The sequence below is a fragment of the Snuella lapsa genome, from assembly GCF_039539345.1.
Lineage (GTDB): Bacteria > Bacteroidota > Bacteroidia > Flavobacteriales > Flavobacteriaceae > Snuella > Snuella lapsa.
Genome location: NZ_BAABCY010000005.1, coordinates 15,846 through 38,947, shown reverse-complemented (window position 1 = coordinate 38,947; position 23,102 = coordinate 15,846). Strand labels below are relative to the sequence as shown.

Annotated in this window: 17 protein-coding genes and 1 pseudogene; 5 read left to right on the top strand and 13 right to left on the bottom strand. The window is 37.4% G+C overall.

The genetic code is table 11. The features are described from left to right. Positions 1 to 66: 66 nt before the first annotated feature. Positions 67 to 795, top strand: a pseudogene (locus ABD792_RS00450) (IS982 family transposase); the annotation flags it as partial. A 7-nt stretch (positions 796 to 802) separates the two neighbouring features. Here the strand turns inward: ABD792_RS00450 and ABD792_RS00445 are convergent. The 8 genes from ABD792_RS00445 to ABD792_RS00410 all read right to left on the bottom strand — a co-directional run bounded on the left by ABD792_RS00445 (position 803) and on the right by ABD792_RS00410 (position 12,534). After that, a complete protein-coding gene (locus ABD792_RS00445; RefSeq protein ID WP_345003721.1) occupies positions 803 to 2,884 on the bottom strand; it encodes a hypothetical protein in 2,082 nt (693 codons plus the stop codon). A 209-nt stretch (positions 2,885 to 3,093) separates the two neighbouring features. After that, positions 3,094 to 3,507, bottom strand: a complete 414-nt coding sequence (locus ABD792_RS00440; protein WP_345003720.1) for a DsrE family protein — start codon at positions 3,505 to 3,507, stop codon at positions 3,094 to 3,096. Between the two features lie 21 nt (positions 3,508 to 3,528). After that, a complete protein-coding gene (locus ABD792_RS00435) occupies positions 3,529 to 4,206 on the bottom strand; it encodes a twin-arginine translocation signal domain-containing protein (protein WP_345003719.1) in 678 nt (225 codons plus the stop codon). A gap of 2 nt (positions 4,207 to 4,208) precedes the next feature. Continuing rightward, positions 4,209 to 5,246, bottom strand: coding sequence for a c-type cytochrome (locus ABD792_RS00430; RefSeq protein ID WP_345003718.1), 1,038 nt, complete (start codon positions 5,244 to 5,246; stop codon positions 4,209 to 4,211). A gap of 213 nt (positions 5,247 to 5,459) precedes the next feature. After that, positions 5,460 to 6,278, bottom strand: a complete 819-nt coding sequence (locus ABD792_RS00425; RefSeq protein WP_345003717.1) for a class I SAM-dependent methyltransferase — start codon at positions 6,276 to 6,278, stop codon at positions 5,460 to 5,462. Positions 6,279 to 6,305: 27 nt separating this feature from the next. Beyond that, positions 6,306 to 9,785: a 4Fe-4S binding protein gene (locus tag ABD792_RS00420; protein WP_345003716.1), complete on the bottom strand. Its 3,480-nt coding sequence runs from the start codon at positions 9,783 to 9,785 to the stop codon at positions 6,306 to 6,308. 86 nt (positions 9,786 to 9,871) lie between these two features. Further along, positions 9,872 to 10,423 carry an OsmC family protein gene (locus tag ABD792_RS00415; RefSeq protein WP_345003715.1) on the bottom strand — a complete coding sequence of 184 codons (552 nt, stop codon included), beginning with the start codon at positions 10,421 to 10,423 and terminating at the stop codon, positions 9,872 to 9,874. Positions 10,424 to 10,686: 263 nt separating this feature from the next. Further along, entirely contained in the window at positions 10,687 to 12,534 is a 1,848-nt protein-coding gene (locus ABD792_RS00410) for a sigma 54-interacting transcriptional regulator (protein WP_345003714.1), read from the bottom strand. A 147-nt stretch (positions 12,535 to 12,681) separates the two neighbouring features. On the opposite strand from ABD792_RS00410, the gene ABD792_RS00405 reads away from it, so the two are divergent. After that, positions 12,682 to 14,715 carry an adenylate/guanylate cyclase domain-containing protein gene (locus ABD792_RS00405; RefSeq protein ID WP_345003713.1) on the top strand — a complete coding sequence of 678 codons (2,034 nt, stop codon included), beginning with the start codon at positions 12,682 to 12,684 and terminating at the stop codon, positions 14,713 to 14,715. A 75-nt stretch (positions 14,716 to 14,790) separates the two neighbouring features. Continuing rightward, positions 14,791 to 15,129, top strand: coding sequence for a DUF4870 domain-containing protein (locus ABD792_RS00400; protein WP_345003712.1), 339 nt, complete (start codon positions 14,791 to 14,793; stop codon positions 15,127 to 15,129). A gap of 248 nt (positions 15,130 to 15,377) precedes the next feature. Here ABD792_RS00400 and ABD792_RS00395 read toward each other — a convergent pair whose 3' ends face one another. The 5 genes from ABD792_RS00395 to ABD792_RS00375 form a co-directional block, all read right to left on the bottom strand. After that, on the bottom strand, positions 15,378 to 15,806 hold the full coding sequence (locus ABD792_RS00395; protein WP_345003711.1) for a hypothetical protein: 429 nt from the start codon (positions 15,804 to 15,806) through the stop codon (positions 15,378 to 15,380). Between the two features lie 104 nt (positions 15,807 to 15,910). Beyond that, positions 15,911 to 17,029 carry a DNA polymerase III subunit beta gene (gene dnaN / locus ABD792_RS00390; RefSeq protein ID WP_345003709.1) on the bottom strand — a complete coding sequence of 373 codons (1,119 nt, stop codon included), beginning with the start codon at positions 17,027 to 17,029 and terminating at the stop codon, positions 15,911 to 15,913. A gap of 172 nt (positions 17,030 to 17,201) precedes the next feature. Beyond that, positions 17,202 to 19,586, bottom strand: coding sequence for a gliding motility-associated ABC transporter substrate-binding protein GldG (gene gldG / locus ABD792_RS00385; protein ID WP_345003708.1), 2,385 nt, complete (start codon positions 19,584 to 19,586; stop codon positions 17,202 to 17,204). A gap of 38 nt (positions 19,587 to 19,624) precedes the next feature. Next, entirely contained in the window at positions 19,625 to 19,921 is a 297-nt protein-coding gene (locus ABD792_RS00380; RefSeq protein WP_345003707.1) for a putative quinol monooxygenase, read from the bottom strand. Positions 19,922 to 19,924: 3 nt separating this feature from the next. Beyond that, positions 19,925 to 20,761 carry an SAM hydrolase/SAM-dependent halogenase family protein gene (locus ABD792_RS00375; RefSeq protein WP_345003706.1) on the bottom strand — a complete coding sequence of 279 codons (837 nt, stop codon included), beginning with the start codon at positions 20,759 to 20,761 and terminating at the stop codon, positions 19,925 to 19,927. Between the two features lie 235 nt (positions 20,762 to 20,996). Between ABD792_RS00375 and ABD792_RS00370 the strand changes: the two genes are divergently transcribed. Both ABD792_RS00370 and ABD792_RS00365 read left to right on the top strand, forming a co-directional pair. Beyond that, positions 20,997 to 21,950: a PhoH family protein gene (locus ABD792_RS00370; RefSeq protein WP_345003705.1), complete on the top strand. Its 954-nt coding sequence runs from the start codon at positions 20,997 to 20,999 to the stop codon at positions 21,948 to 21,950. 81 nt (positions 21,951 to 22,031) lie between these two features. Continuing rightward, positions 22,032 to 22,979 carry a phosphoribosylaminoimidazolesuccinocarboxamide synthase gene (locus ABD792_RS00365; protein ID WP_345003704.1) on the top strand — a complete coding sequence of 316 codons (948 nt, stop codon included), beginning with the start codon at positions 22,032 to 22,034 and terminating at the stop codon, positions 22,977 to 22,979. Positions 22,980 to 23,102: the final 123 nt, after the last annotated feature.

The window sequence follows — 23,102 nt, the reverse complement described above, 5'->3', positions numbered from 1 at the left end:
TATCATTGCAGGATCTCTCAAAGTGGCACTGTTTGACCGAAATACGTGGCATGGTCACGCCGAAATAGCCACTTCAAACATTTTTACAACCAATATGTTTGCAGGCACCTCACAGACCTGTTTCCTTGTTTGATAAGCTATGAACGGTTCAATGCTAGGCAAGACCGCATTTTGTTGCCCTTGATGCTGTACCTGAAATATCGCGGCCTGGGCAAGTCCAGAGGCATAAACTATATCGACTCCACCTTATTGCGCGTATGCCATGCCAAGCGTGAGAAGCAACATCGTGTATTCAAGGGCATTGCCGCAAAGGGAAAGTCCACGATGGGCTGGTTCTTTGGGTTTAAGCTGCATTTGATCATTAACGATAAAGGAGAACTGTTATCTTTCTATCTCACTAAGGGAAACGTTGATGACAGAAACATTGAGCTAATGACAGCTATGACCAAGGAGGTCTTCGGCAAACTCTTTGGTGATAAGGGCTATATCTCAAAGGCTCTGGCGGAACTGCTCTTTCAGGATGGCATCCAGCTCATTACAAAAGTGAGAAAGAATATGAAGCAGCAAAACCTATCGGATATCGATGCTATACTACTGCGAAAAAGGGCTTTGGTCGAATCCGTTAACGATGAGCTCAAAAATATATGCAAGATAGAGCACACAAGGCATCGATCGGTAAAAGGCTTTTTGGTGAACTTAATCGCTGGCCTAACAGCTTACTGCTTCTTCCCCAAGAAACCATCGCTAAATATTACGCCTGTTGAAACAAACCAACTATCTTTATGGGCTGCTTAAACATTATTCACGTTAAATTAATACCTAATAAACTAGGAAAAACTTCTTTAAACATATTGTCTATTTCTTTTTTCTTTGGTGCCATTGCGATGTAATTAAAAAGAAAATCGGAACGCATATAGCAATTTACAGTGTAACGTGTATTAAATACATCTTGAATGGCTTTATAGGTATAAATATCTTTTGAAAGCCACCAAGTTTTATAACCAAAAACACTTTTTCTATCTTCTTCTTTATTAATTTCTCTTTGCTTATATACCATAAGCATTAAGCTTGCATCTGTAGCAGCACGCTCCTTTGAGTTTTTCATTTCAGTTAATTTTTCAGTCAATAAACTCAAATCTTTATCATCAATTTTCTTTTCAATTTCTGATGTATTTTCATATTCGATGTGGAATTCATCGTGTAAAAACTCTTTTAAATCCCGATGAGCATTGTATAAATTTGGATGAGCAAAATTGTCTATGAAGTCATTAAACTTTTGAACATTTCCTCTACTTTTTGAATAGAAATATGCTCTTATTAATATCTCATCCACATACATTGTATTGATTTCACTTTCTAGGTAGAATTCTTCAACATTTTTATATTGTGTTTTATACTTATGTCTAATCATACCAAAATGATTAACCAATTCGTTTAAAATAGTTTCATTTATTGTTAATTGAACTCCGGCTATGTGAGCACCTTCAAGTAGACTCCAGTAACGTCTTTTTGAAGGTTCTAAATCTATTTCTGATATTGCAGGAATTAAAATTGAAGTACCGACATAAATTTTTAATTGAGAAGCGAGTTTTTGGAAAGCACTAGCTAAATGTGGATCCCAACGTAGCATAAACATCATATTATAGGTATATGAAAGCCTCTTTAAATATTCGTTTTGTTCAGTAGTGCCATTATATGCTATGTTACGAATTGTCATAAGAAGGGCTTTTTTTACGCTCTCTTTATTCTTCATTTTTATATGACTCTCATCAACTACTTGTCCAACTATTTCAGGTAAAGCAACTTCCAAAATCTCTCTGCTTTGACCATCAATGATGAATGAAGAAAATTCGATTCCTTGCTTATGGTATATTTTATGGACTGTGGATTCGATTAATGAAAGAACATTAGTTGCCTTAACATTAACATCTTTTAAATATTTCTTTAGTTGCTCTAGAGTTTGCTCTTTAAAAGAGCTATGTATGTGGGTTTCTTCAATATCTCGTTCGTTAAGTATAAGTCGTGTCTGATATGGTAGACAATAAGCATCTTCTTTTGAATGATAATTTATTTGCTGGTTTGGTTTAGAAGAAAGTACATCTAATTGTTTTTCTATTGTAGTATAAACAGATTTTGGATTAAACTTTACATATTGGGCTACATCTTGTTTTATTTGTTCTAAATTTTTAAATGTTTTTGCTTCAGATGCAGTTCCTTCTAACGCATAGAGTATTAAACTATCAGCAAGTTTTTTTTCTATTTCTTCATCATTGTTTTTTGTGTTGAATTGCTGACGCATAAAGACATAAAGTCTTGGGTCTTTTATGTAATTTCCGACTATATATTCTTTTTGGGGTTTTCTAAATTGGTGAATGTTACTCTCTATGTAAGAGTTATATAAAAGAATTAATCTTTCGTCATTCGTGACATTACTAGCAAACCATTCTACATCAAATATTGTTAGAGTAATATTATTTTTGGCAAAAAAGTTGTCCTCAATTTTGTTTTTTTGGTTAATCTTTCTGCCTGTAACGTAAATTAAACGGTCAGTTTTAACTCCATTTTTGTTTAGTTTTTCAATCGAGCCTTGTATTTTTTGTTCGTATCCTAATTCAGTTGAAATTTGATAAATGAAAGTTGGGTAAGTAGCCCTTGAATATAATCTTAAACTTCCGTCGATTCCTCTGTCTTTGGTTCCACCAACAGGAATAAATTCATCACCTATGACTTGGCTTAAAAAGGAATGAGCAAATTCTTCGAATATTTCTCCTTTCCCAAATTCTGATAGTGCGTATTTGAACTCTTCTTTGTTGATGGTCAACTCCATATTATACTTAAATGGTCTTTGGTTGGATAAATAGTGTACAACTCCTAATAAACGCATATTGCATTTACTTCTTCGTTTGTTTGCATAAACACAACCAAATATAAAACAATACTTACGGTATGTAAATAATTTTCATAAAAAATAATAAACACCAAATTGTTGAAAAGGATCTATATCATCATGGCGTTACTTTGAGAGTAGTCTAAAAACAACAAAAAACCGCATCTTGCGGTTTTTTGTTTTGAAGTGTTGTGAAGTTAAGCGGGTTATTTGCCTTCTTTTATATAGCCCCAGCCTTCTTTTTGTTTGTTAACAATTTCCAGAATGCCATCGGGCACGCTCCTAACGCCTTCAATAAGTTGTGAAGCATCTGTTTTATGGCGTTTCATGGTGCCCTCGCAGATCACAAAATCGATGTTGTCTTTTTTGGCGAGCATGGCCAGGTCTTCGGCTACTACCGATTTGTCCTTAAGTACCATCTCCATGGCACCGCTATACATAACGACTTCGAATTTTGAGTCGGGGTAGGCATTGGACATGGCTTTTACATGCCTTATAGTCGATTTATGTACAGCATTGTCGCTGCTGGTAACATCGAATACGATCTTTACCGGTTTTTCTTGTGCGTAAACTGCCAGTGCCATAAAGCAGGACAGTATTAGATTTAAAAATGTTTTCATTTTTTTCGATTTAAAGTTCAATTATTCGCCAGCGAAAATATAACCGCAGCCGTGTTCTTGTGCTCTTCCGAGTGCCCATACGCCGGATGGTACTAATTGTATACCGGGTAGTACGCCGTTAACCCATTCTTCGTAAACGGCTTTGGGATCCAGATTCATTTTTGTGGCAACGGCATTACTGTATACTTTGGTGGCCAGATCGCAAACGCAGAACAAGGCACCGCGCTCTTGCATACGTTTAACGCCTTCAATTTGTGGTAAAGGGAAATCGCCTTCCTGGGGTTCGTAATAGGGATTGCGCTTATAGGGTTCGCCCGAAGCCTGGTTCATATTAAATACTTCTCCCAGCGGGTATTTTTCCCAAAGCTGGTCGTTAAAAGCAATGGGTATGGCTTTGTGTCGTAGTACTGTAACGGCTGTCATTTGCTCGTCTGATGTTCCTGTCCCGTTGTTCGATAAGTAAAAGGCCCAGTTCCATATAACGGGAAAGCCACTGTGTGGTGTGGATCCATCGTAAACAATACGGTGCTTGCCTTTAATCTTTTTAAACCAGTTTTCGGCTTCTGCCATTTTGTTGGAATCTGTAGTAGGTATGTCTGCGTACATGGGGTTTGTAAGTACTGAGATTGTGCTGGCAGTGGCACCAAGTGCTAAGGCTCCTAGAAACTGCCGTCTTGAATTTGTGTTCGTTGTTGTCATAATTATTTGGTTTTAGTAATGTTAAATGAATCTTTGTAAAACTTTATAATGGGTTGAAAGGGACCTTTTTTGTGTTGCTCAACGGAGAAGGGGTCGGCATATGGTGGGTAGGGTGTCGAAACGGGTTTCTTTTTGATGTCGGGGAAGTCTTTTTCCAGATTTAACTTTTCGGGGCGTTGTTGCATGTTTATATAACCGGCTACGTCGTAGGCTTCTTCATCTGTTAAAACGGGTGCGCTGTAGGTTGTGCCAAAGGGCATGTTGCCTTTAATGAATTGAGCGGCTGTGATTACCCGGGTCATTCCGGCACCATTGTTAAATGAGTTGGAGCCCCAAAGGGGAGGATACTCATAGGAAAAGCCATTGGAAGCCATAACGCCTTGACCGTCTTTTCCGTGGCAAACGATGCAGTGTGTTTGGAATATTTGTTTTCCTTTTTCGGGATTTACTGCCCGGTTGGGAACATCGATTTTTAAAAAGCCTTTGCCTTCAATATTACCATCTTTAGGGGCATAACGACTTAACCATTCCAAATAAGCTACTAGGGCTTTTATTTCCTTGCCGTCAACAGGTAATATATGACCGTTCATGCTGCGTTCCATGCAACCGTTAATACGTTCTTGGATAGTGCCTATTTTATTTTCCCGACCCCGAAACTGGGGGAAGCGTTGAATAATGCCTATTAGTGGTGCAGAATATGGCTTTGTGCCGTTGTGGAGGTGGCAGTTTTTACATGCCAACTTGTTTCCTGCATAGGCCATGTTTTGGTTGCCATTTTCCGGGCCAATATATTTAGGGGTGTTGATGAATAGCTCATAGCCATACTTTATGGAGGTGTTGGTTTCGGAATTGTCCAATGCCGAAACGTCATAGTTCATATAATATACATCGGGAATATCGCTGGCGTTTGTCATGAGATCTTTTGGTAGGGCATCAAAAAATAATAGTGTAACAAGTGCGGCAAGTACAAAAATGCCTCCAAAACAGGTTAATAAAACACTCGTTAATTTATGGAATGGGTATGCTCGTTTTTTTGTCATTATTTATAATCAAGCAGTAGTAAAGCAATGGGAAATAAGGGGGAGTCAAAACCTAGCAGATTGTACCCAGAAAATAGTAGATAGGAGGTGGAAAAGTAGTTCTATGTGATAAATCGATAATCTAAAGTTACAAAAAAAGTAGTTTGATTCTTAAAGTTATTGACATGAAATTATATTATTATTGGTATTGCTGATATTGTTATGGGGGCATCATCACATGGGTTTATGTGCTGTGAGTATTAATGAGGTCATGTGCCCTAAGTGCTTGTCGTGCTTGCTGATGGTTTTGAGTTGTTTTATAAGGTTGTTTTTAAAGATAGTGCTTTTTTCGGTTGAAAAGGTCTTTAATTGCGGTCCGATAGGGGTAGCATTGGCAAGTTCTATGGCTTGTGGTATGCCATTGGGAACCAAGAGATCCATTTGCTGCTCGGTAAGGTTAACCATATTAAAGCCTGCTTCGGTAAATGGCTGTTTTAAAGCATTGGCAGGCATGAAATCGAAAGGAAGGCGCATTGCGTTGGAAATATCATGTTCGTTCATTGCTTCAAGGCTTTGGCATATGGCTCCAAAGAACTGACATTCTTCTACGGGTTTCCATGTGCTTATGACCACTTTTCCACCTGGTTTTAAAACATTTTTAATCTTCTTTGCTGCTATGAGTTTGTTGGGAAAAAATTGGAACCCTTGCTGACAAATCACAATATCGGCTGAATTATCGGGAATGTCCATGGTCTCAACGTTAGATTCTATAAAGGTTATTTTTGCTTTTGCATTGGCACAGTGTTTTTTGGCAATGTTTAGCATTTTACTGTTAATGTCTACGGCATATATATTTAGGTGTTTATATTGTTGCTGTAGCGTGTTGGTTATTACGCCGGTACCTGTTGCTAAGTCTATAACAGTTTGGTTGTGCCACGGTTCCAGATCTTTTATTAGTTGTTCTGCCCAGTTTTTAAAAAGAATGGGAACGAGAACTGTGTCATAGGAGTGGGCAATGGTGTCTGTGTCGAAATTAAAGTCTTGTGTTTTCACCGTTTTATATTTAGGTTAGTATCTGTTTTACTTTGTAATGGTTAATTGTTTTAAAATGCGTTCGTTTTGAAGTAGTTTTGCACTGGTAAATCGAGGCAGGGAGGCTAACTTTAAGTAGGTACTATACTTTTTGTTGATAGTGTTTTGGCATTCTGTTATCAAGTTAGGGAATATGTTTTGTTTATTGTTTAAAAGTTTAAAAAATCGTTGTTCCATTTTCAGATAGTTTTCAATTTTCATATCTGGTCTTTTCGAATCGAGTTGCAACGCTTTTTGTTTTCTGGGATCGTTCCTGTATAGTAGCCATTGTCCTGATCTTACTGCAGCCTGATGGTATTGGCTAGGGGATTTCATGTCGATACCGTGGGATGTGCTATGGCAATACGCTATGATAATGGAAGGGCCTTCATGGCTCTCGGCTTCATTAAACGCTTTTAAGGTTTGTTCTTTGTCGGCACCAATGGCTACGGATGCCACATATACGTTTTTGTATTGCATTGCCAGTAGGCCGAGGTCTTTTTTCTGTTTTTGTTTACCGTCGTATGCAAAAGCAGCTTGGGCGCCATAGGGGGTTGCTTTCGATGCTTGTCCACCGGTATTGTCGTAAACTTCATTGTCTAAAACCAGGATGTTTACATTTTTTTGGGAAGCGAGTACATGGTCTAAGCCTCCAAAGCCAATATCGTAGGCCCAGCCGTCACCGCCAACAATCCAAACGCTTTTTTTGACCAGGGTGTCTGCTATATTTTGTAATTGTTCTGATTCTGATGATGGTATGGCTTTTAATGCCTGTTTTAAAAGTGTAATCCTTGAGCGTTGCTCGGTAATTTCCTGTTCTGTATTCTGTTTAGCGTTTAGGATTTTATAAACGAGTTCGAAGTCCAGATAAGGAATAAGTGATTCCAAAAGCTGTCTTGCTTGTTTTTCTTTTTGGTCTAAGGTTAGTCGGTAGCCTAAACCAAATTCGGCATTGTCTTCAAAGAGGGAATTGGACCAGGCTGGCCCGCGACCGTCTTTATTTTTTGCCCATGAGGTGGTTGGTAAGGCGCCTCCAAAAATGGAGCTGGCTCCTGTTGCATTGGCAATTAGTAAACGGTCTCCAAAGAGTTGTGACATTAATTTTAGGTAGGGTGCTTCGCCGCATCCCACAACGCCTGTTGCGTATTTAAATAAGGGTTCTTGTAATTGTTGCTGACTCAATTTTGTGTTGTCAATTATGGTTCTGTCTAGTTCGGGAATGTGCTTAAAGTGATTCCAGTGTTCTTGTGCTGTTGTGGCAACCGATTCTTTTTTTACAAGCTTTAATGCTTTTACAGGGCAAGCGTCTACGCAATGGTTACAGCTATTGCATTGTTGGGGGTTAATATGGATGCTGTAATTGGTAAGATCGGATTTCCAGTTGGATTCTAAAGTTTGTGCAGTCTTAAAATCTGCCGGGGCGTTATCCAGATGGGTATTGTCGAAAACTTTTATTCTTAGGCTACCTTGCGGACAGGCCAAGCTACAGGCTCCACATTGTATGCAGGCATCTGGATTCCAATCTGGCATATAATTTTCTTGCCGAATGGGGTTGTATTTTGATGTATTGGTAGGGTATGTTCCATCTGGGGGCAACATACTTACGGGAATGGTATTGCCATTATCGTTTAGCAGCTTTCCAAGTAGTGTATTTGAGAATTCGGGGTCGTTAGCAATTTCTTTGGTGGTTGTTTCATTGCTGTGTAACGAGTTAACAGGAATGATGTGTCTATGTAGTTCATTGAGTTCTGGGGTGTGAACGAAATTTTTATTTATGGCAAAAAAGCAGGCGAACAATCTGGCAATATTTGTATCATTGATAGGGAAACTTGTTGCTAGTTTTTCAAAATCTACGATGTAAATTGTAATGTCCTTTTCTAAAAGGTGTTGTTGTTTGTGTTGGGGAATGGTTTCCCAGAATGTTTTGGGGTTAAGGTTTGTGTTTATTAAAAGGGTGCTTTTGTTTTTTAAAACTTTAAGGGTGTTGTCCTTTAGGGCTAGGTGTTTGTTTTCGCAGGCAATGAAATCTGCTTGATCGATTAGGTAGGGTGCTTTTATAGGGGTATTGCTAATTCGAAGGTGGGTTATTTGCTCGGTATTGGATTTTTTATAGTTGCATTCTGTATAGCCTTGAACAAATTTGTTTTTTCCTATTAGTTTTAGTGCTGTTTCAAATTGTTGGGTTGCGGATTTGTTTTTGTTTTGAATAAAGATGGCTTGGTAATGGTTTTGGGGTAGGGTAAAGTTTTCAGGGTAGTCTAGGCTTAAATTGGTAACATCGTCTTGGATGCCAATTGTAAAGTTGTTTTTTGGTTGTTCTTGTTTTAGGTTTTTAAAAATGGCATAGACCATGGCTGGGGTGAAAGCTTTGGATGATAAACCGTAACGACCTCCAACAATTTTTGGGTATTGTTTTAGCTTTTTATTTTGAAAAGCGTTAGAGATGGCTTGTAATACATCTAAGTACAGGGGTTCGCCAGTGGCGCCTGGTTCCTTGGTTCTGTCCAGTACGGCAATGCTTTTACAGGTTTTTGGCAGGGCGTTAAGCAGGTGTTTTGTGCTAAAGGGTCTGAATAACCGAACTTTGATTAGTCCTAGTTTTTCTCCTGTTTTATTAAGATGTTTTATGGTTGTTTCAATGGTTTCTGTGGATGATCCCATGGAAATGATAATATGTTCGGCATTTGGGGATCCAATATATTCAAAGATGTGGTATGGTCTTCCGGTTAAGGTAGCAAAGGTGTCCATATTTTTTTGAAGGTTATCTGGACAGCTATTGTAAAATGAATTAGAGGCTTCTCTGCTTTGAAAAAATACATCGGGGCCTTGTGAACTCCCTTTTAGTACGGGAGCTTCTGGGGTTAAAGCTCTATTTTGGTGAAGCTTAATTGCTTTATGGTCTAACATAAAGGCAATTGTAGCATCGCTAATGGTTTTAATTTTGGTTAACTCGTGGGAGGTTCTAAAGCCATCAAAGAAATGTACGAATGGTATTTTTGACTGTAAGCTGGTTGTTTGTGCTATTAATGCTAAATCTTGTGCTTCCTGAACGGATGCACTAGCCAGTATGGCGTAGCCGGATTGACGTACAGCCATAACATCGCTATGATCGCCAAAAACGGAAAGTGCATGTGTGGCAATGCTACGTGTAGCGACGTGAATAACGTTTGGGGTAAGTCCGCCCGCAATTTTAAACATATTTGACAACATTAATAAAAGGCCTTGTGAAGCTGTAAAAGTGCTGGATAGGGCGCCAGTTTGTAAAGCTCCGTGCATGGCACCTGCTACACCTGCCTCGCTTTGCATTTGAAATACTGTTGGGGTATGTCCGAAGCTATTGGTTTTGTTTTTGGCTGCCCATTGTTCAACCAACTCAGCCATTTCGGATGCAGGGGTGATGGGGTATATAGGGAATACCTCGTTGGTTTTGTAGGCTATGTGCGCTACAGCTTGGTTGGCATTAAGAATGTTGTATGTTGGCGTTTTCATTTTCTTTGATACTAGGAGGCTATAAGAGGATAGATAAGAAGGGGATGTCTAAAAAAGGTTCTTTAGGCATCCCCTTTAGGGTTGGGTTACTTAACAATTTCAATGGAAACTGGTGTTGGGTTGGTAATCATGTCGAATACAGGTGAAAACTTGGCTAAATTTTTTAATTGTTCTATGGTGGCATCCGATTTTACTTTTAGTTTAAATTTGATACCGTCAAAGCCTTTTCGGATTTCTGGATCTAGTCCTAAGAAGCCTTGTAGGTCTATACCGCCTTCCAGTGTAGACTCAGCACCTTCTATATCGATACCGTGAGCTGCTGCATGGTATGTCATTGCTGCTGTTAAACAGGAGCCTAAGGCGTGTAATACAACTTCGGGAGGTGTTGGTGCTTTGTCGTTACCTAATAATACGTTAGGGTGGTCGCACTCCATTGTAAAGGTTTCTTGACGTGTTGTGTCTTCTTGTCCAACACCATAAAAACTTTTAATGCTGGATACACAATGACCGCCATCTATCCAATTGTTTTTGGAGCGGAATTCAAATTTTGCCAGTTCTGGGTTTTGTTGTACGGCTTCAATAGTTTCTACTAATTGGTCTACGTTTACGCCGTTTTTTACATTTGTTGATGTGATCATGTTTTCTAAAATTTAAATTATTAAATGGTTTTGATTTTGTTTGGTATATGAAATGCATTTGGCGTGCCAAACTATTTATTCCACTATTAATCAGTCAGTTACGAGTGAATTGTTGTTTGTTTATAATAACGAATATTCATAATATAACGAAATATCGTTGCATTAATGACGATATCTCGTTAGTTCTTAGTATGTATTTTGGTAATAAAGCATTTCTTATAACGAACTATTCCCGAGGCAGTGCCTTGAATGGTTCTTTTTGATTAAATAGGGCGTTCAATTCCCAATGCTTTTATTTTGGAAGCGAGTGTGGTTGGGGGGATTTGTAACAAAGCTGCTGCACCGTGTTTGCCAGATATCTTCCATTTGGTAAGTTTGAGTGCTTTTAATATGTTTTCTTTTTCTAGAACGCTTAATTCTTTGGCTGTTAGGATCTTTTCAGGGATTTTTGTGGTTTCTTTTGGAAGGTTATTGTTTGTAGGAACAATGGCTTGCCAATTGGAAGAGCCATTTTGGGATATAATAACGGCGCGTTCTATTAAGTTTTGGAGTTCACGTACGTTACCTGGCCAAGTGTATGTTGTTAATAATGTTTTATCGGCTTCTGATAGGTTAACAATAGGTTTGTTTAATTTTTTAGAAAACTGGGAGAGCATTTCTGTGGCTATTATATAAATGTCGTTACCGCGTTTGCGAAGCGGAGGGACTTCAATAGGGAAAACATTTAAACGGTAATACAGGTCTTCCCTAAATTTTCCTGCTTTAGAAAATTCAAGAAGGTTTCGGTGGGTAGCAGCAATAATGCGAACATCTACTTTAATGGTTTGTGAACTACCAACAGGATCGAATTCTCCTTCTTGAATGATACGCAGAAGTTTGGGCTGCAACGCAATGGGTAATTCGCCTATTTCATCTAAAAAGATAGTGCCTTTATCTGCGAGTAAAAAACGGCCTTTTCTGCTTGTAGTGGCTCCTGTAAAGGCGCCCTTTTCGTGACCAAAAAGTTCGCTTTCAATTAGATTGGCAGGAATAGCTCCGCAGTTAATCCGAATTAAAGGTTTGTCATTGCGATTGCTTTCTTTATGAATGGCCCTGGCCACAAGTTCTTTTCCGGTACCAGTTTCGCCATATATTAATACGGTAGCGTCGGTCTTTGCAACTTGGTGGATTTGGTTTAGTACCTGCTTCATGCTCATGTCTTCGGTAATGATGCCGTAGTTGCTTGTAAGTTCTTGGATTTCTTCTTCTAAATATTCGGTTTGCTTGGTTAGTAAGTTTATTGTGTCCTCTGCAATTAATCGCTCTTCAATATTTCTTAGGATGAGTGTGTAAAAAGCACCTTCGTCTGTACTGTATTTGCTAATGGTGCCTTCGTTTAGGGTTTCGGTTGTATTGGAACCAATAACCTTAACAACGTCTGGTAGGTATTTGTTAAAGGATTTTGTGTTGTTGTTTAAATTGGTCTTTACCAGTGATTCTATCAATTCGGCACTATTATCGTCAAAAAAGAACAAGACGTTGCGTTGCAAGGGGTCTTGGTTTTCCAACAATGTATTGGCAGAGGTATTGGTAAGCAAAATTTTAAAATTACTGTCAAACATAATAATGGCATCCATAGCACCGTTAATTAGGCCGCTCATTTTACTATTGGCAATTTCAATTGCTTTGTTGGAAGAGGCCAAATGCTCCTGAATGTTATCTAGTTCTCTATGGCGTTTTATCATTACAGCTAAAATGCCTTGGGCAAAACCGCTATCGGTTTTCATTAGATCGAGAAAGCTATGTCTGTCAATTTTTAAAACGTCTGTTTTTTGGGTCGCGGTAATGGAAGCAGATCGGGTTTGGTTGTCTATTAAAGCGTATTCCCCAAAACAATCGCCAGTTTTTAAATGCCCATAAATATATTGGTTTTCATGTACTTTCACTTCACCGTTTAGGATAACATACATGGCGTGTCCTACGTCATCTTTTCTAAAAACCGTTTCGTTCTTTAAAAAGGTTTCGGTATGTAAAACGTCGCATAAGTGCTCTAAGGACGCATTGGAAATTTCAGAGAAAAAAGGAATGGTGCTAAGGAATTGTGAAATGCTATTTTTGTTACTGTTGGCCATGGGTTTGATTTAACCGAAAAGTTGTTTCCTGTATAAATATAAAGAATTATTATATAGTTGACTGGTAGTTAACTAATATCAAAATGTTTAACATTTTTAATTTAATTGTTTTAAATTAGTGTGAATTTCATTTTATCCTAACTTAAAATGGCACGAAACCGACAGCTTGTTGCAATTATGTTTACAGATATTGAGGGGTATACAGCCTTAATGCAAAAAGACGAATTGCAAGCGTTGTCTATACGTAAAAAGCATCGGGATATATTTAATACTGCCACGGGCAAATGTAGGGGCGAACTTATACAGTATTATGGAGATGGTACGCTTAGTATTTTTAAAAGCTCCATAGATGCTATTGTCTGTGCTATTGAAATGCAACGTGCTTTTCAGGAGGAACCTTCAATCCCGGTTAGGATAGGTGTGCATCTTGGGGATATAATAAGAACTGAAACGGATATTATTGGGGATGCTGTTAATATTGCATCTCGAATTGAGTCGTTGGCTGTTGCTGGCAGTATTTTAATATCCGATAAAGTAAATGATGATTTAAGGAACCAAAATGATATTGAAACTAAGTATCTGGATGTTTTTGAGTTTAAAAATGTGAATCAGACCATGCCTGTGTTTGCTATTGCTAATGAGGGGATAGTAGTGCCTGAATTGTCTGAGATTAATGGGAAAACCAAAGAACGCATAGGGAAGTCCTTTAAAAATTTTAAACGAAAGGCTGCTATTGTATTGCTAATTCTCCTTGGGTTTATAGTTACATTACTTATAAACAGAAATGGTGATGGGAATAATGACACATTGAAAGATTTGTCTATAGCTGTTTTGCCTTTTGACAATATGAATTATGATGATGACTCTGATGTGTTTACCGATGGTATTACGGAAGACATCATTACGCACCTTTCTAAAATTCAACACTTGCAGGTTATTTCCAGGGCTTCGGCAATGCACTATAAGAACACCGAAAAATCAATTCGGCAAATAGCCAAAGAATTGGATGTTAATTATATTTTGGAGGGTAGTGTTCGGGTTAATAATAATCAGGTACGTATTAATGCCAATCTGGTTGATGCTTCTAATGACAAGAATCTTTGGGCTGATAACTACGATAATAATTTGGTGCAAATATTTAAAATACAGAGTGATGTTTCCAGGGATATCGCCAATGCTTTGCAAATAACCTTGAGTGATACGGAGGAATCGCGTTTAAGCAATGAGCCTACAAATAACCCCGAAGCTTATACGGTTTTTAAGGAGGCGCAAATGTTTTTGCATCGGGGAGGTGGTAAGGTGGAAGAGCTAAAGAAAGCTGAGGATTTATTTAAAAGGGCGATAGAATTGGATCCTAATTTCTGTAGGGCTTATGTGGGCGTAGCTGAAACGTATCTGGAATATATTTTTTGGGGGCGGGAATCGCCAAAGAAGATGTTGGAATTGGCATCTAAGCCCGCTTTAAAGGCTTTGGCGATTAATGCAAATGATGGTGGAACTTTTGGGGCTTTGGGAGCGATTAGTTATTATAAGTATGATAAAGAAACGGCTATTCTTTATTTAAAAAAGGCTATTGAGATTAATCCCAGTTATGTTGGGGCTTATAATAAGCTTGCTTGGATTTACACCTTTGAGGGTAATTTGGAGCTAATGGAGGAAAACTTTAACAAGGTACTGAAACTTGATCCGCTTTCTCCTAAATATATTGGGGATATGGGGCAAACTTATTATTATTTAAGGGAATTCCAAAAGGCTATAGATAAGATGGACGAGGCGCTAAAGGTGTTTCCCAAAGACAATATGCTAGTCTGGATGAAGGCTTCTAATCTTTCTGGTTTAGGGAAATTTCAAGAGGCTATAGATCTTTATACGGCACGTAGTGTAGCATCTAATACCAATTGGATGCTAGGGTATTGTTATGGTATGGTGGGTAACCATGAAAAGGCTAGAAGAATATTGGAATATCAACTCAATAAAAGTGAGTTGGTATATGTGCCACCTTATATGATTGCTACTATTTATATGGGGCTAGGGGATGTTGAAAATGCCTTGACCTGGTTGGAAAAAGATTATGAGGTTGGGGGACAGGGGCTTTTCTTTTGGGGGTTGAAACAGGATATTAAATTTGATGTTTTAAAAAACGAACCTAGGTTTCAAGCCTTATTGGATAAGACGCCTTAACTTTTTTTACAATTGTTGTAACATTTGCGATTTGATGACGTCAAACAGATGTCAATCAAAAAACAATCTTACACAATGAAAGAAGATAGACAACTTATTGTTGTTACGCATTTAAGTCAGCTGGTTACCTTAGTCCTGGGGTTTGGAAGTTTATTGTTACCTCTAATTTTGTGGCTTACCAATAAAGATAAAATATATCAAATGGATATACAGGGTAAGCGCATTGTTAATTTCCAATTAAGTCTTATCGTATATTGTCTTATTTGTGTGCCTCTAACACTTTTATGTGGTTTAGGCTTGATTGGTTTTATTGTATTAGGTATAGTTTCTATTGTATTTCCTATAATTAATGCGGTTAAAGCTAATAATGGGGAGATACCAACATATCCTTTTTCTCTTAATTTTATTAGTTAGTTTACATAAAGAGAAAAGTAAAACGCTCGCCAACTGGTGGGCGTTTTTTTATTTATGTTATTTGGTTGTTGGTTAATGGTTGATGGGGAGCTAATTGAAGAATAAACGTTGAATGTTAATGGTTTCAAGTTTTGGGTTAGAAGTTAGGGCTTGGAAGCTTTAACAATTAATATTAAAGCTAGTCCTTGACGTTCTAACGGGAAATGTCATGGCGTATTAGAACTTCTCAATTTTAAATCTATAGCAGTTCAGTTTTTTGTTAATTTTAGGGTAAGCTTTGAAGCAAGATTGATATTGACTTCGTTTAAGTTGTGGTATTTGGTATTGTTGGTGCCTAAAATTAGCGTATTATAAGGTTGGTCTGTAGTTTTACAGAGCTGGTAGCCAATGCATCCATAAACAGGAACTTTTCCTAGTAGAATGGGGGTGTTAAATGAATTATCGCCATTATTTTCTAAATAGATTGCCTTTACTTCTTTGGTATTAACGGTAAGTTGGATTTTGTCGATAAAGGAATCGTTGTTAAAATCGGTGTTAATGGTTATAATGGAATCTTTTTGAGTTGGTTGAATTGATTTTTGTGCGCTTGACTGAAAACCAATAAACAGGCAAATGGTTGCTGTTAGTATAGGGGTTAAGTAGTGTTTGTTTTGGGAATATGATTTCTTACTGTTCAACTTTTTGGGGTAATAAAGAATATAGTATAAAATAAAAGAGGCTGAATGAAAGATAACTTATTTTTCAGACAGCCTCCTGTATGGGTTTTAAAGAATTAAATATCTTAACTGTTTAACATAACAGGCATAACAAGCATGGTAATTTGCTCGCCTTCATCAAGGCCATCAATAGGGGTTAAGATTCCAGCTCTGTTTGGTAAGCTCATTTCCAGTTGTACGTCATCAGAGTTTAGGTTGTTGAGCATTTCTGTTAGAAAGCGTGAGTTGAAGCCTATTTGCATATCGTCACCTTGATAGTCGCAAGTTAGACGTTCTTCTGCTTTGTTGCTATAATCTATATCCTCGGCAGAAATGTTAAGTTCTGCACCAGCAATTTTTAAACGTATCTGGTGTGTGGTTTTATTGGAGAATATACTAACACGTCGCACGGAGTTTAAAAACTGCGTTCTGTCAATAACCAATTTGTTAGGGTTTTCTTTAGGAATAACAGCTTCGTAATTAGGGTATTTCCCATCAATCAGTCTACAGATCAACTCCGAGTTCTCGAAAGTGAATTTAGCGTTTGATTCGTTGTACTCGATAGTTACATCTTCTTCACTGGCGGCCAGAATGCCTTTTAGCAGATTTAAAGGTTTTTTAGGCATAATAAACTCTGCTACTTGACTGGCTGTTACATCGGCTCGTGAATATTTTACAAGTTTATGAGCATCGGTGGCAACAAATGTTAAGCCTTCGGTAGAAAACTGAAAGAACACACCGCTCATAACGGGGCGTAAATCGTCATTTCCGGCAGCGAAAATAGTTTTGCTTATAGCAGAGGCTAAAATGTCGCCAGTAACAACAGTTTTACTTGGGTCTTCAAGAACAACAGCTTTAGGGAACTCTTCACCGCTAGCATAAGCTAGGGCATATTTACCGTGATTGGAACTAATTTCGATAGTATTGTTATCTTCAACAACAAAGGTTAAAGGTTGTTCTGGAAATGTTTTTAAAGTGTCTAATAGCAGACGGGCAGGGATTGCTACACTACCAGTACTGTCACTTTCTACATCCAGTGTCGAAGCCATTGTTGTTTCCAAATCACTGGCAGAAACAGTTAATTTGGAATGGTCTAGTTCGAATAGGAAATTATCTAAAATAGGTAAGGTGTTCGAGCTGTTAATAACACCACCTAAAACTTGTAATTGTTTTAATAAATAGGTACTCGATACTATAAATTTCATGTGATAATTTTATTGTTTTTATGTCTCACAAGTAACTCGCTTATAACTATTTCTTATCAACAAGATGTTTTATTAAGCTAGGTATATATAAGTTAATGCGTTTTAATTTTGAAAAATACTACCTACAAATATATTGGATAGATACTAATATTGGAAACAAACTTATTAACATTTAGGCAGCATATTTTTTCTTTCTTCTATAATTAAATGCTAAGCCAAACAACGCTAGTAAACCCAGTGGTAATGCAATGTTTGTGAGTTGCCATCTTGTTTTTTGAGCTATTATTTTTTGATGATCTAAGAATGCAACGGCAATTTCTTTGGATCGAATGTTTATAAGTCCGTCGTCGTCCAACAAGTAATTGACCGCATTTAATAAAAATTCTTTGTTTCCAACAGGTTTGTTACTGGAGCGATCGAAGCCCAAATCAAGTGGGGTATTTTGGTCTACATCATTTTTTATTACATCGCCATCAGCTACAACAATCATTTTGGTATGCGGACTTTTGTCTTTTATTTTGGGAAGGTCAATTGGCTTTATTCGGTTTTGGTATACGGATGAAAATTGCCCCTCTAATAATACGGCAAGCGATTGGTTTCCTTTGTTAAAAAGTGAAGGTTCGGGATCTTGTTTTACTAAATCGAGGCTTATTTCTCTTGGTACGCCTTCTAGTTTTGTAAGGGGGGCACTTTCAAGGAGAATGGTTTTTTTAATCGAATTTTTAAGCGTGTCTATTTGGTTTGCAAAATCAAACTTAACGAGGTTTAGGTTGTTAACGATGGGGTGGTTGTTGCTTGATGATGCTAAGGGGGAATAAGGCCATTGGAGTCTCATAAACTGGGTGTTGTTGCCTTCTCCCATAGCTAAGGTTATAGGAGCCGAATAGAGTGAACTAACCAGGACTGGGTTGATACGTGCTCCGTATTTAAAAAAGAAATCGGTAAGGTTCAAGTCTCTTGAAACTGCAAAATTTTTACCGGCATCGTTATACAAGCTGTCTTTTTCCATTGCTACCGCATCTACCAGCCATAAACTTTTACCACCATGCATGGTATACTGGTCTAAAACCATTTTTTCCTCTTCGGTAAATGCTTTGGTGGGTTTGGCTGCGATTATTAAATCGAAAGTATTTATATCCTCAAGTGTTTTTTGTGGACTATTGGCAACACTGTCGAGCGTAAATGGGGCTATTAAATAGTATTCTCCCAGTTTTTTAAGAAAGTTTGCTATGTATAGATCTTTTAATTCTCCATTGCCTTTTAGAATGGCTATTTTTTTATGTTTGGGTTTGGTTAGTTTGTTAAGGCCATCGGCAAAGGCATATTCTAAGTGTTGTACCGAATTTGTTACCAACTCTTGTTGTGTGGCGCCAATTTTATTTTTAATCAGAGGAATGGTAACCGTTACGTTGTTGTAACTTGCTAAGGCCCATGGAAAGATGACGGCCTGTGAGGATTTGCCACTTTCTTGTACGGTTAGTTGCATGGGGGTTAAGCCACGCTGACTTAGCTGTTGTATATTGCGTTCCCGGTTGGCTTCGTCTTCCAACGGATTGATAAAATTGAAAACGATATGTTTGTTTTGGGCAGCAAATTCTTCAAGCAGTTGTTGTGTTTCTCTTTGCAAGCGCCTAAATTCTGAAGGAAAGTCATCTCCCTTTAGGAATACATCTATAACCAATGGCGATTCCACGGTTTTTATAATATTAATGGCGGCATCATTTAGGGTATAGCGTTTATCGGTTGTTAAGTCAAAGCGTTTGTAAAATGAACTTGAAATACTATTTAATACGAGCAGGCCTAACAATAATCCTATGGATCGTAGTACGTCTTTTCTTTTTAAAGAGGCTGTGTCAATCCCTTTAATGGTAAGCGCTAAAAAGAACAAGGAGATGGATACAAAGTATAGGATGTCCCGTGTGTCTAAAACACCACGGCTCATACTTTTATAATGGGAACTCATACCTAATTGTTCAATAAATGCACTGGAGGCAAAATCGGCTATGCCTTCGATACCTATATAAAAGAAGAAACAAAAAAAGACAGAGGTTATAAATGCTACAATTTGGTTGTTTGAAAGTGTAGAGCTAAAAATACCAATAGCAGTATAGGATGCAATTAAAAACAAAAGGCCAAAGTAAGAGCCCATAGTACTGCCTACATCCAAATTGCCTATGGGATTGCCTAATTGGTAAACGGTGTAAACGTAGAGCAATGTTGGTAAAAGTGCCATTAAAATTAAAACAAAGGCTCCTAAAAACTTGCCGAAAACAATATTCGTAAGTGAAATGGGCTTGGTAAGTAAAAGCTCTAATGTACCTTGCTTTTTTTCTTCAGAAAAACTACGCATGGTCACGGCTGGAATAAGGAAAATTAATATCCACGGCGCCAATAGGAAAAATGAAGAAAGGTCTGCAAATCCATAATCAAGAATGTTAAATTCTCCTTTAAACAACCATAAAAACAGACCGTTTAACAATAGAAAAATAGCAATCACCAAATAGCCTATGGGTGAAGCAAAGAATGTGTTTATTTCTTTTTTTAAAATAGCGAACATGCTCTTCGTTTATTTATTATTCCATTAATGGTGGTTAATCACTCCAAACTTTCCAACTTTTCAACACTCCAAGCTTCGGGTTTTGCATTAAAAAGCGGTTTTGTTTTTGACCAAACATGCTTGAACAATTCAGATTGCCTGTACCGTTCCAAATCAGCTTCAGATTCCCAATAGCTATAAGTGAAAAAGGTTGATGTATTTATTTTATCTCTATATAATTCCAAAAATAAGCACCCTTTAAAATTCCTGATCTTTAATTTATTATGGTTAAAGGTTTTTAGAAACGCTTCTATGTTATTTTCATGGAATCCCATCTTTACGATTCTTACAAACATAGTTTATTCTTTTAAGAAATTTATGGTTACGGTGTCCATTAAATTCAATCCCATAAGGGAAGAAGCACTTCCAACGGTAGCACTATTACTTTTATAGACGGCAATTTCTAAAAAGTCACCAGAATTAAATACAACCAGACCTCTGCCTTCATCATGGCGTTTGTCTTCTGGGATATCAAAATTTACGATGTCGCTGTATTTTTTATAAATGGTTTTAAACTTATAGTTTCGAGCACTAATCATAAAAGGACGTCCCTTTTGTATGGTTTCAAAAAAACTGCGTTTAATATTGGTAACCACATTGCCGTAATTGTCTATATAAATAATGCTTCCGATAATCTGTGTTTTGTCATCGTTTACATAGGGTGTTACATTTTTGATAGGTTTTATTTCATGAATTGTTTTTCCTATAACTTCCAGGGTGCCTCCTCTTGCGATGTGGCAGGCTACCTTAACGAATACGTCTAATACGGGAAAGCTACTTTGTATCCTGTCGTGAATATTGATTTCTACAATCTTTTCTGGTGCTATTTCAGAACAGATCATGCTCATAATGCCATTATTGGCACATACAAAAAAGTGATCGTCTAATTTAATGGCAATATGCTTGTTTTCTGGATTTATTTCAGAATCGATACCTATTACATGAATGGTACCTTTGGGAAAACTGCTATAAGCATTTTGTATTATATAGGCTGCCTCAAGAATATTAAAGGGCGAAACAGAGTGTGAGATATCAACAATTCTAACATCTGGTAGTTCACTGTAAATTGCTCCTTTTGTCGCGCCAGCAAAGTGATCTTTTTCACCAAAATCAGTTGTTAATGTAATAATCGCCATTGGCAAAATTGTTGATATGTTTTAAGGTTTGGTCGCTCAAATTTATGTATTTTTGAGTTTTAACAAACCTACATAATTTTTTCGTTTTCGTTTTTATGTTTTAGGCGAAAAATATGCAGGAATAGGGACTCATTTAATAAAAGAATTATAGACCGATTAAAATAATAAGCCATTTTAACATAATGTTTGTTGTTTTATTAGGGTACTGTAATATAATATGAAAAAAAGATAGCCTTTGAACGAAATTATTATCGAACTAGAAGAAATTACTCCGAAAGAATTTTTTGGAGCGCATAATGCGAATATCGAGCTACTAAAGAAATACTTTCCAAAACTTAAAATTGTAGCACGGGGAAATAAAATCAAAGCTTTCGGAGAAGAAGATTTACTTGAGGAGTTTGACCGAAGAATTACCATGCTTTTAAAACATTTTGCCAAGTATAATAAGCTTGATGAAAATGTAATTGAGCGCGTACTTACCAGCCATAGCAGTGACGATTATACAACGTCACAACAGAGTGGGGAAGTCATTGTACATGGTGTAGGAGGAAAGCTCATTAAGGCGCAAACAGCCAATCAGCGAAAGCTAGTGGAAAGCATTCGTAAAAACGATATGGTTTTTGCTATTGGTCCAGCTGGAACTGGTAAGACTTATACAGGCGTTGCATTGGCCGTTCAAGCATTAAAGAACAAGGAAGTTAAGCGTATTATTTTAACGAGACCAGCCGTAGAAGCAGGTGAGAACTTAGGATTTCTACCGGGTGATTTAAAGGAAAAATTAGATCCCTATATGCAACCATTATATGATGCTTTACGGGATATGATCGCTCCAGAAAAATTGGCTAATTATATAGAAAATGGCACGATACAAATAGCGCCATTGGCCTTTATGCGCGGTCGTACCTTAGATAATGCCTTTGTGATTTTGGACGAAGGACAGAATACCACGCATGCCCAAATGAAAATGTTTTTAACGCGAATGGGGAAGAATGCGAAGTTTTTGTTGACAGGAGATCCAGGGCAAATCGATTTACCGCGTCGTACCATATCCGGATTAAAAGAAGCCTTATTGATTTTGAAAAACGTTGAAGGTGTAGGGATGATCTTTTTAGATGATAAGGACGTGATCCGACATAAATTAGTTAAGAAGGTTATTGCTGCTTATAAAAGTATAGAAAACAGAGATTAGCTGCTGAATAGAAAAGTTAAGATGAGTTTGTAACAAAAGGTTATGAATTAATTAAACTCATAAATGAATAAATAATAAGAAATGAGTAACACAATAATAGATACCAATTTCAATTTCCCTAACCAAAAGAGTGTATACAAAGGAAAAGTAAGAGAGGTTTATAATATTAATGACGATGTTTTGATAATGGTAGCAACCGATAGGTTATCGGCCTTCGATGTTGTTATGCCAAAAGGGATACCCTATAAAGGTCAGATTTTAAATCAGATTGCAACCAAAATGATGAAGGCTACAGAGGATTTGGTGCCTAATTGGTTATTGGCCACACCAGACCCAAATGTTGCTGTTGGACATTTATGTGAACCCTTTAAGGTAGAAATGGTAATTCGGGGTTATATGTCGGGTCATGCAGCTCGTGAATACAAGGCTGGAAAACGCTTGCTTTGTGGTGTTGAAATGCCAGAAGGTATGAAGGAGAATGATAAATTTCCTGAGCCCATAATAACACCTGCTACAAAGGCAGAAAAAGGAGATCATGACGAGGACATTTCCCGTGAGGATATTTTAAAACGTGGTATTGTTTCGGAGGAAGATTATATAATACTTGAAGATTATACGCGTAAACTGTTTGAAAGGGGAAGTGAGATAGCAGCAAGTAGAGGGCTTATTCTGGTTGATACGAAATACGAGTTTGGAAAAACAAGGGACGGTAAAATTGTGTTGATTGATGAAATCCATACACCGGATTCTTCTCGGTACTTTTATGCAGAGGGTTATGAGGAACGTCAGGAAAGAGGAGAAGCACAAAAACAACTTTCTAAGGAGTTTGTGCGTCAATGGTTGATTAGTAATAACTTTCAAGGTCTTGAGGGGCAAGTGGTGCCCGAAATGAGTGATGAATATATTGAAAGTGTTTCAGAGAGATACATTGAATTGTATGAGAATATTACAGGTGAAACTTTTGAAAAGGCAGATGTTTCCAATATACAATCACGTATAGAAACCAACGTGTTAAACTATTTGAAATAATAATTGTAAAATAAAAGAGGCCTGAAAAGTGTCATTCTGAATCAAATGAAGAATCTCTTAAAATATAAATCACTAGTTTTTGGTGAGTTAAGATTCTTCGCTCTACTCTGAATGAACAAAATA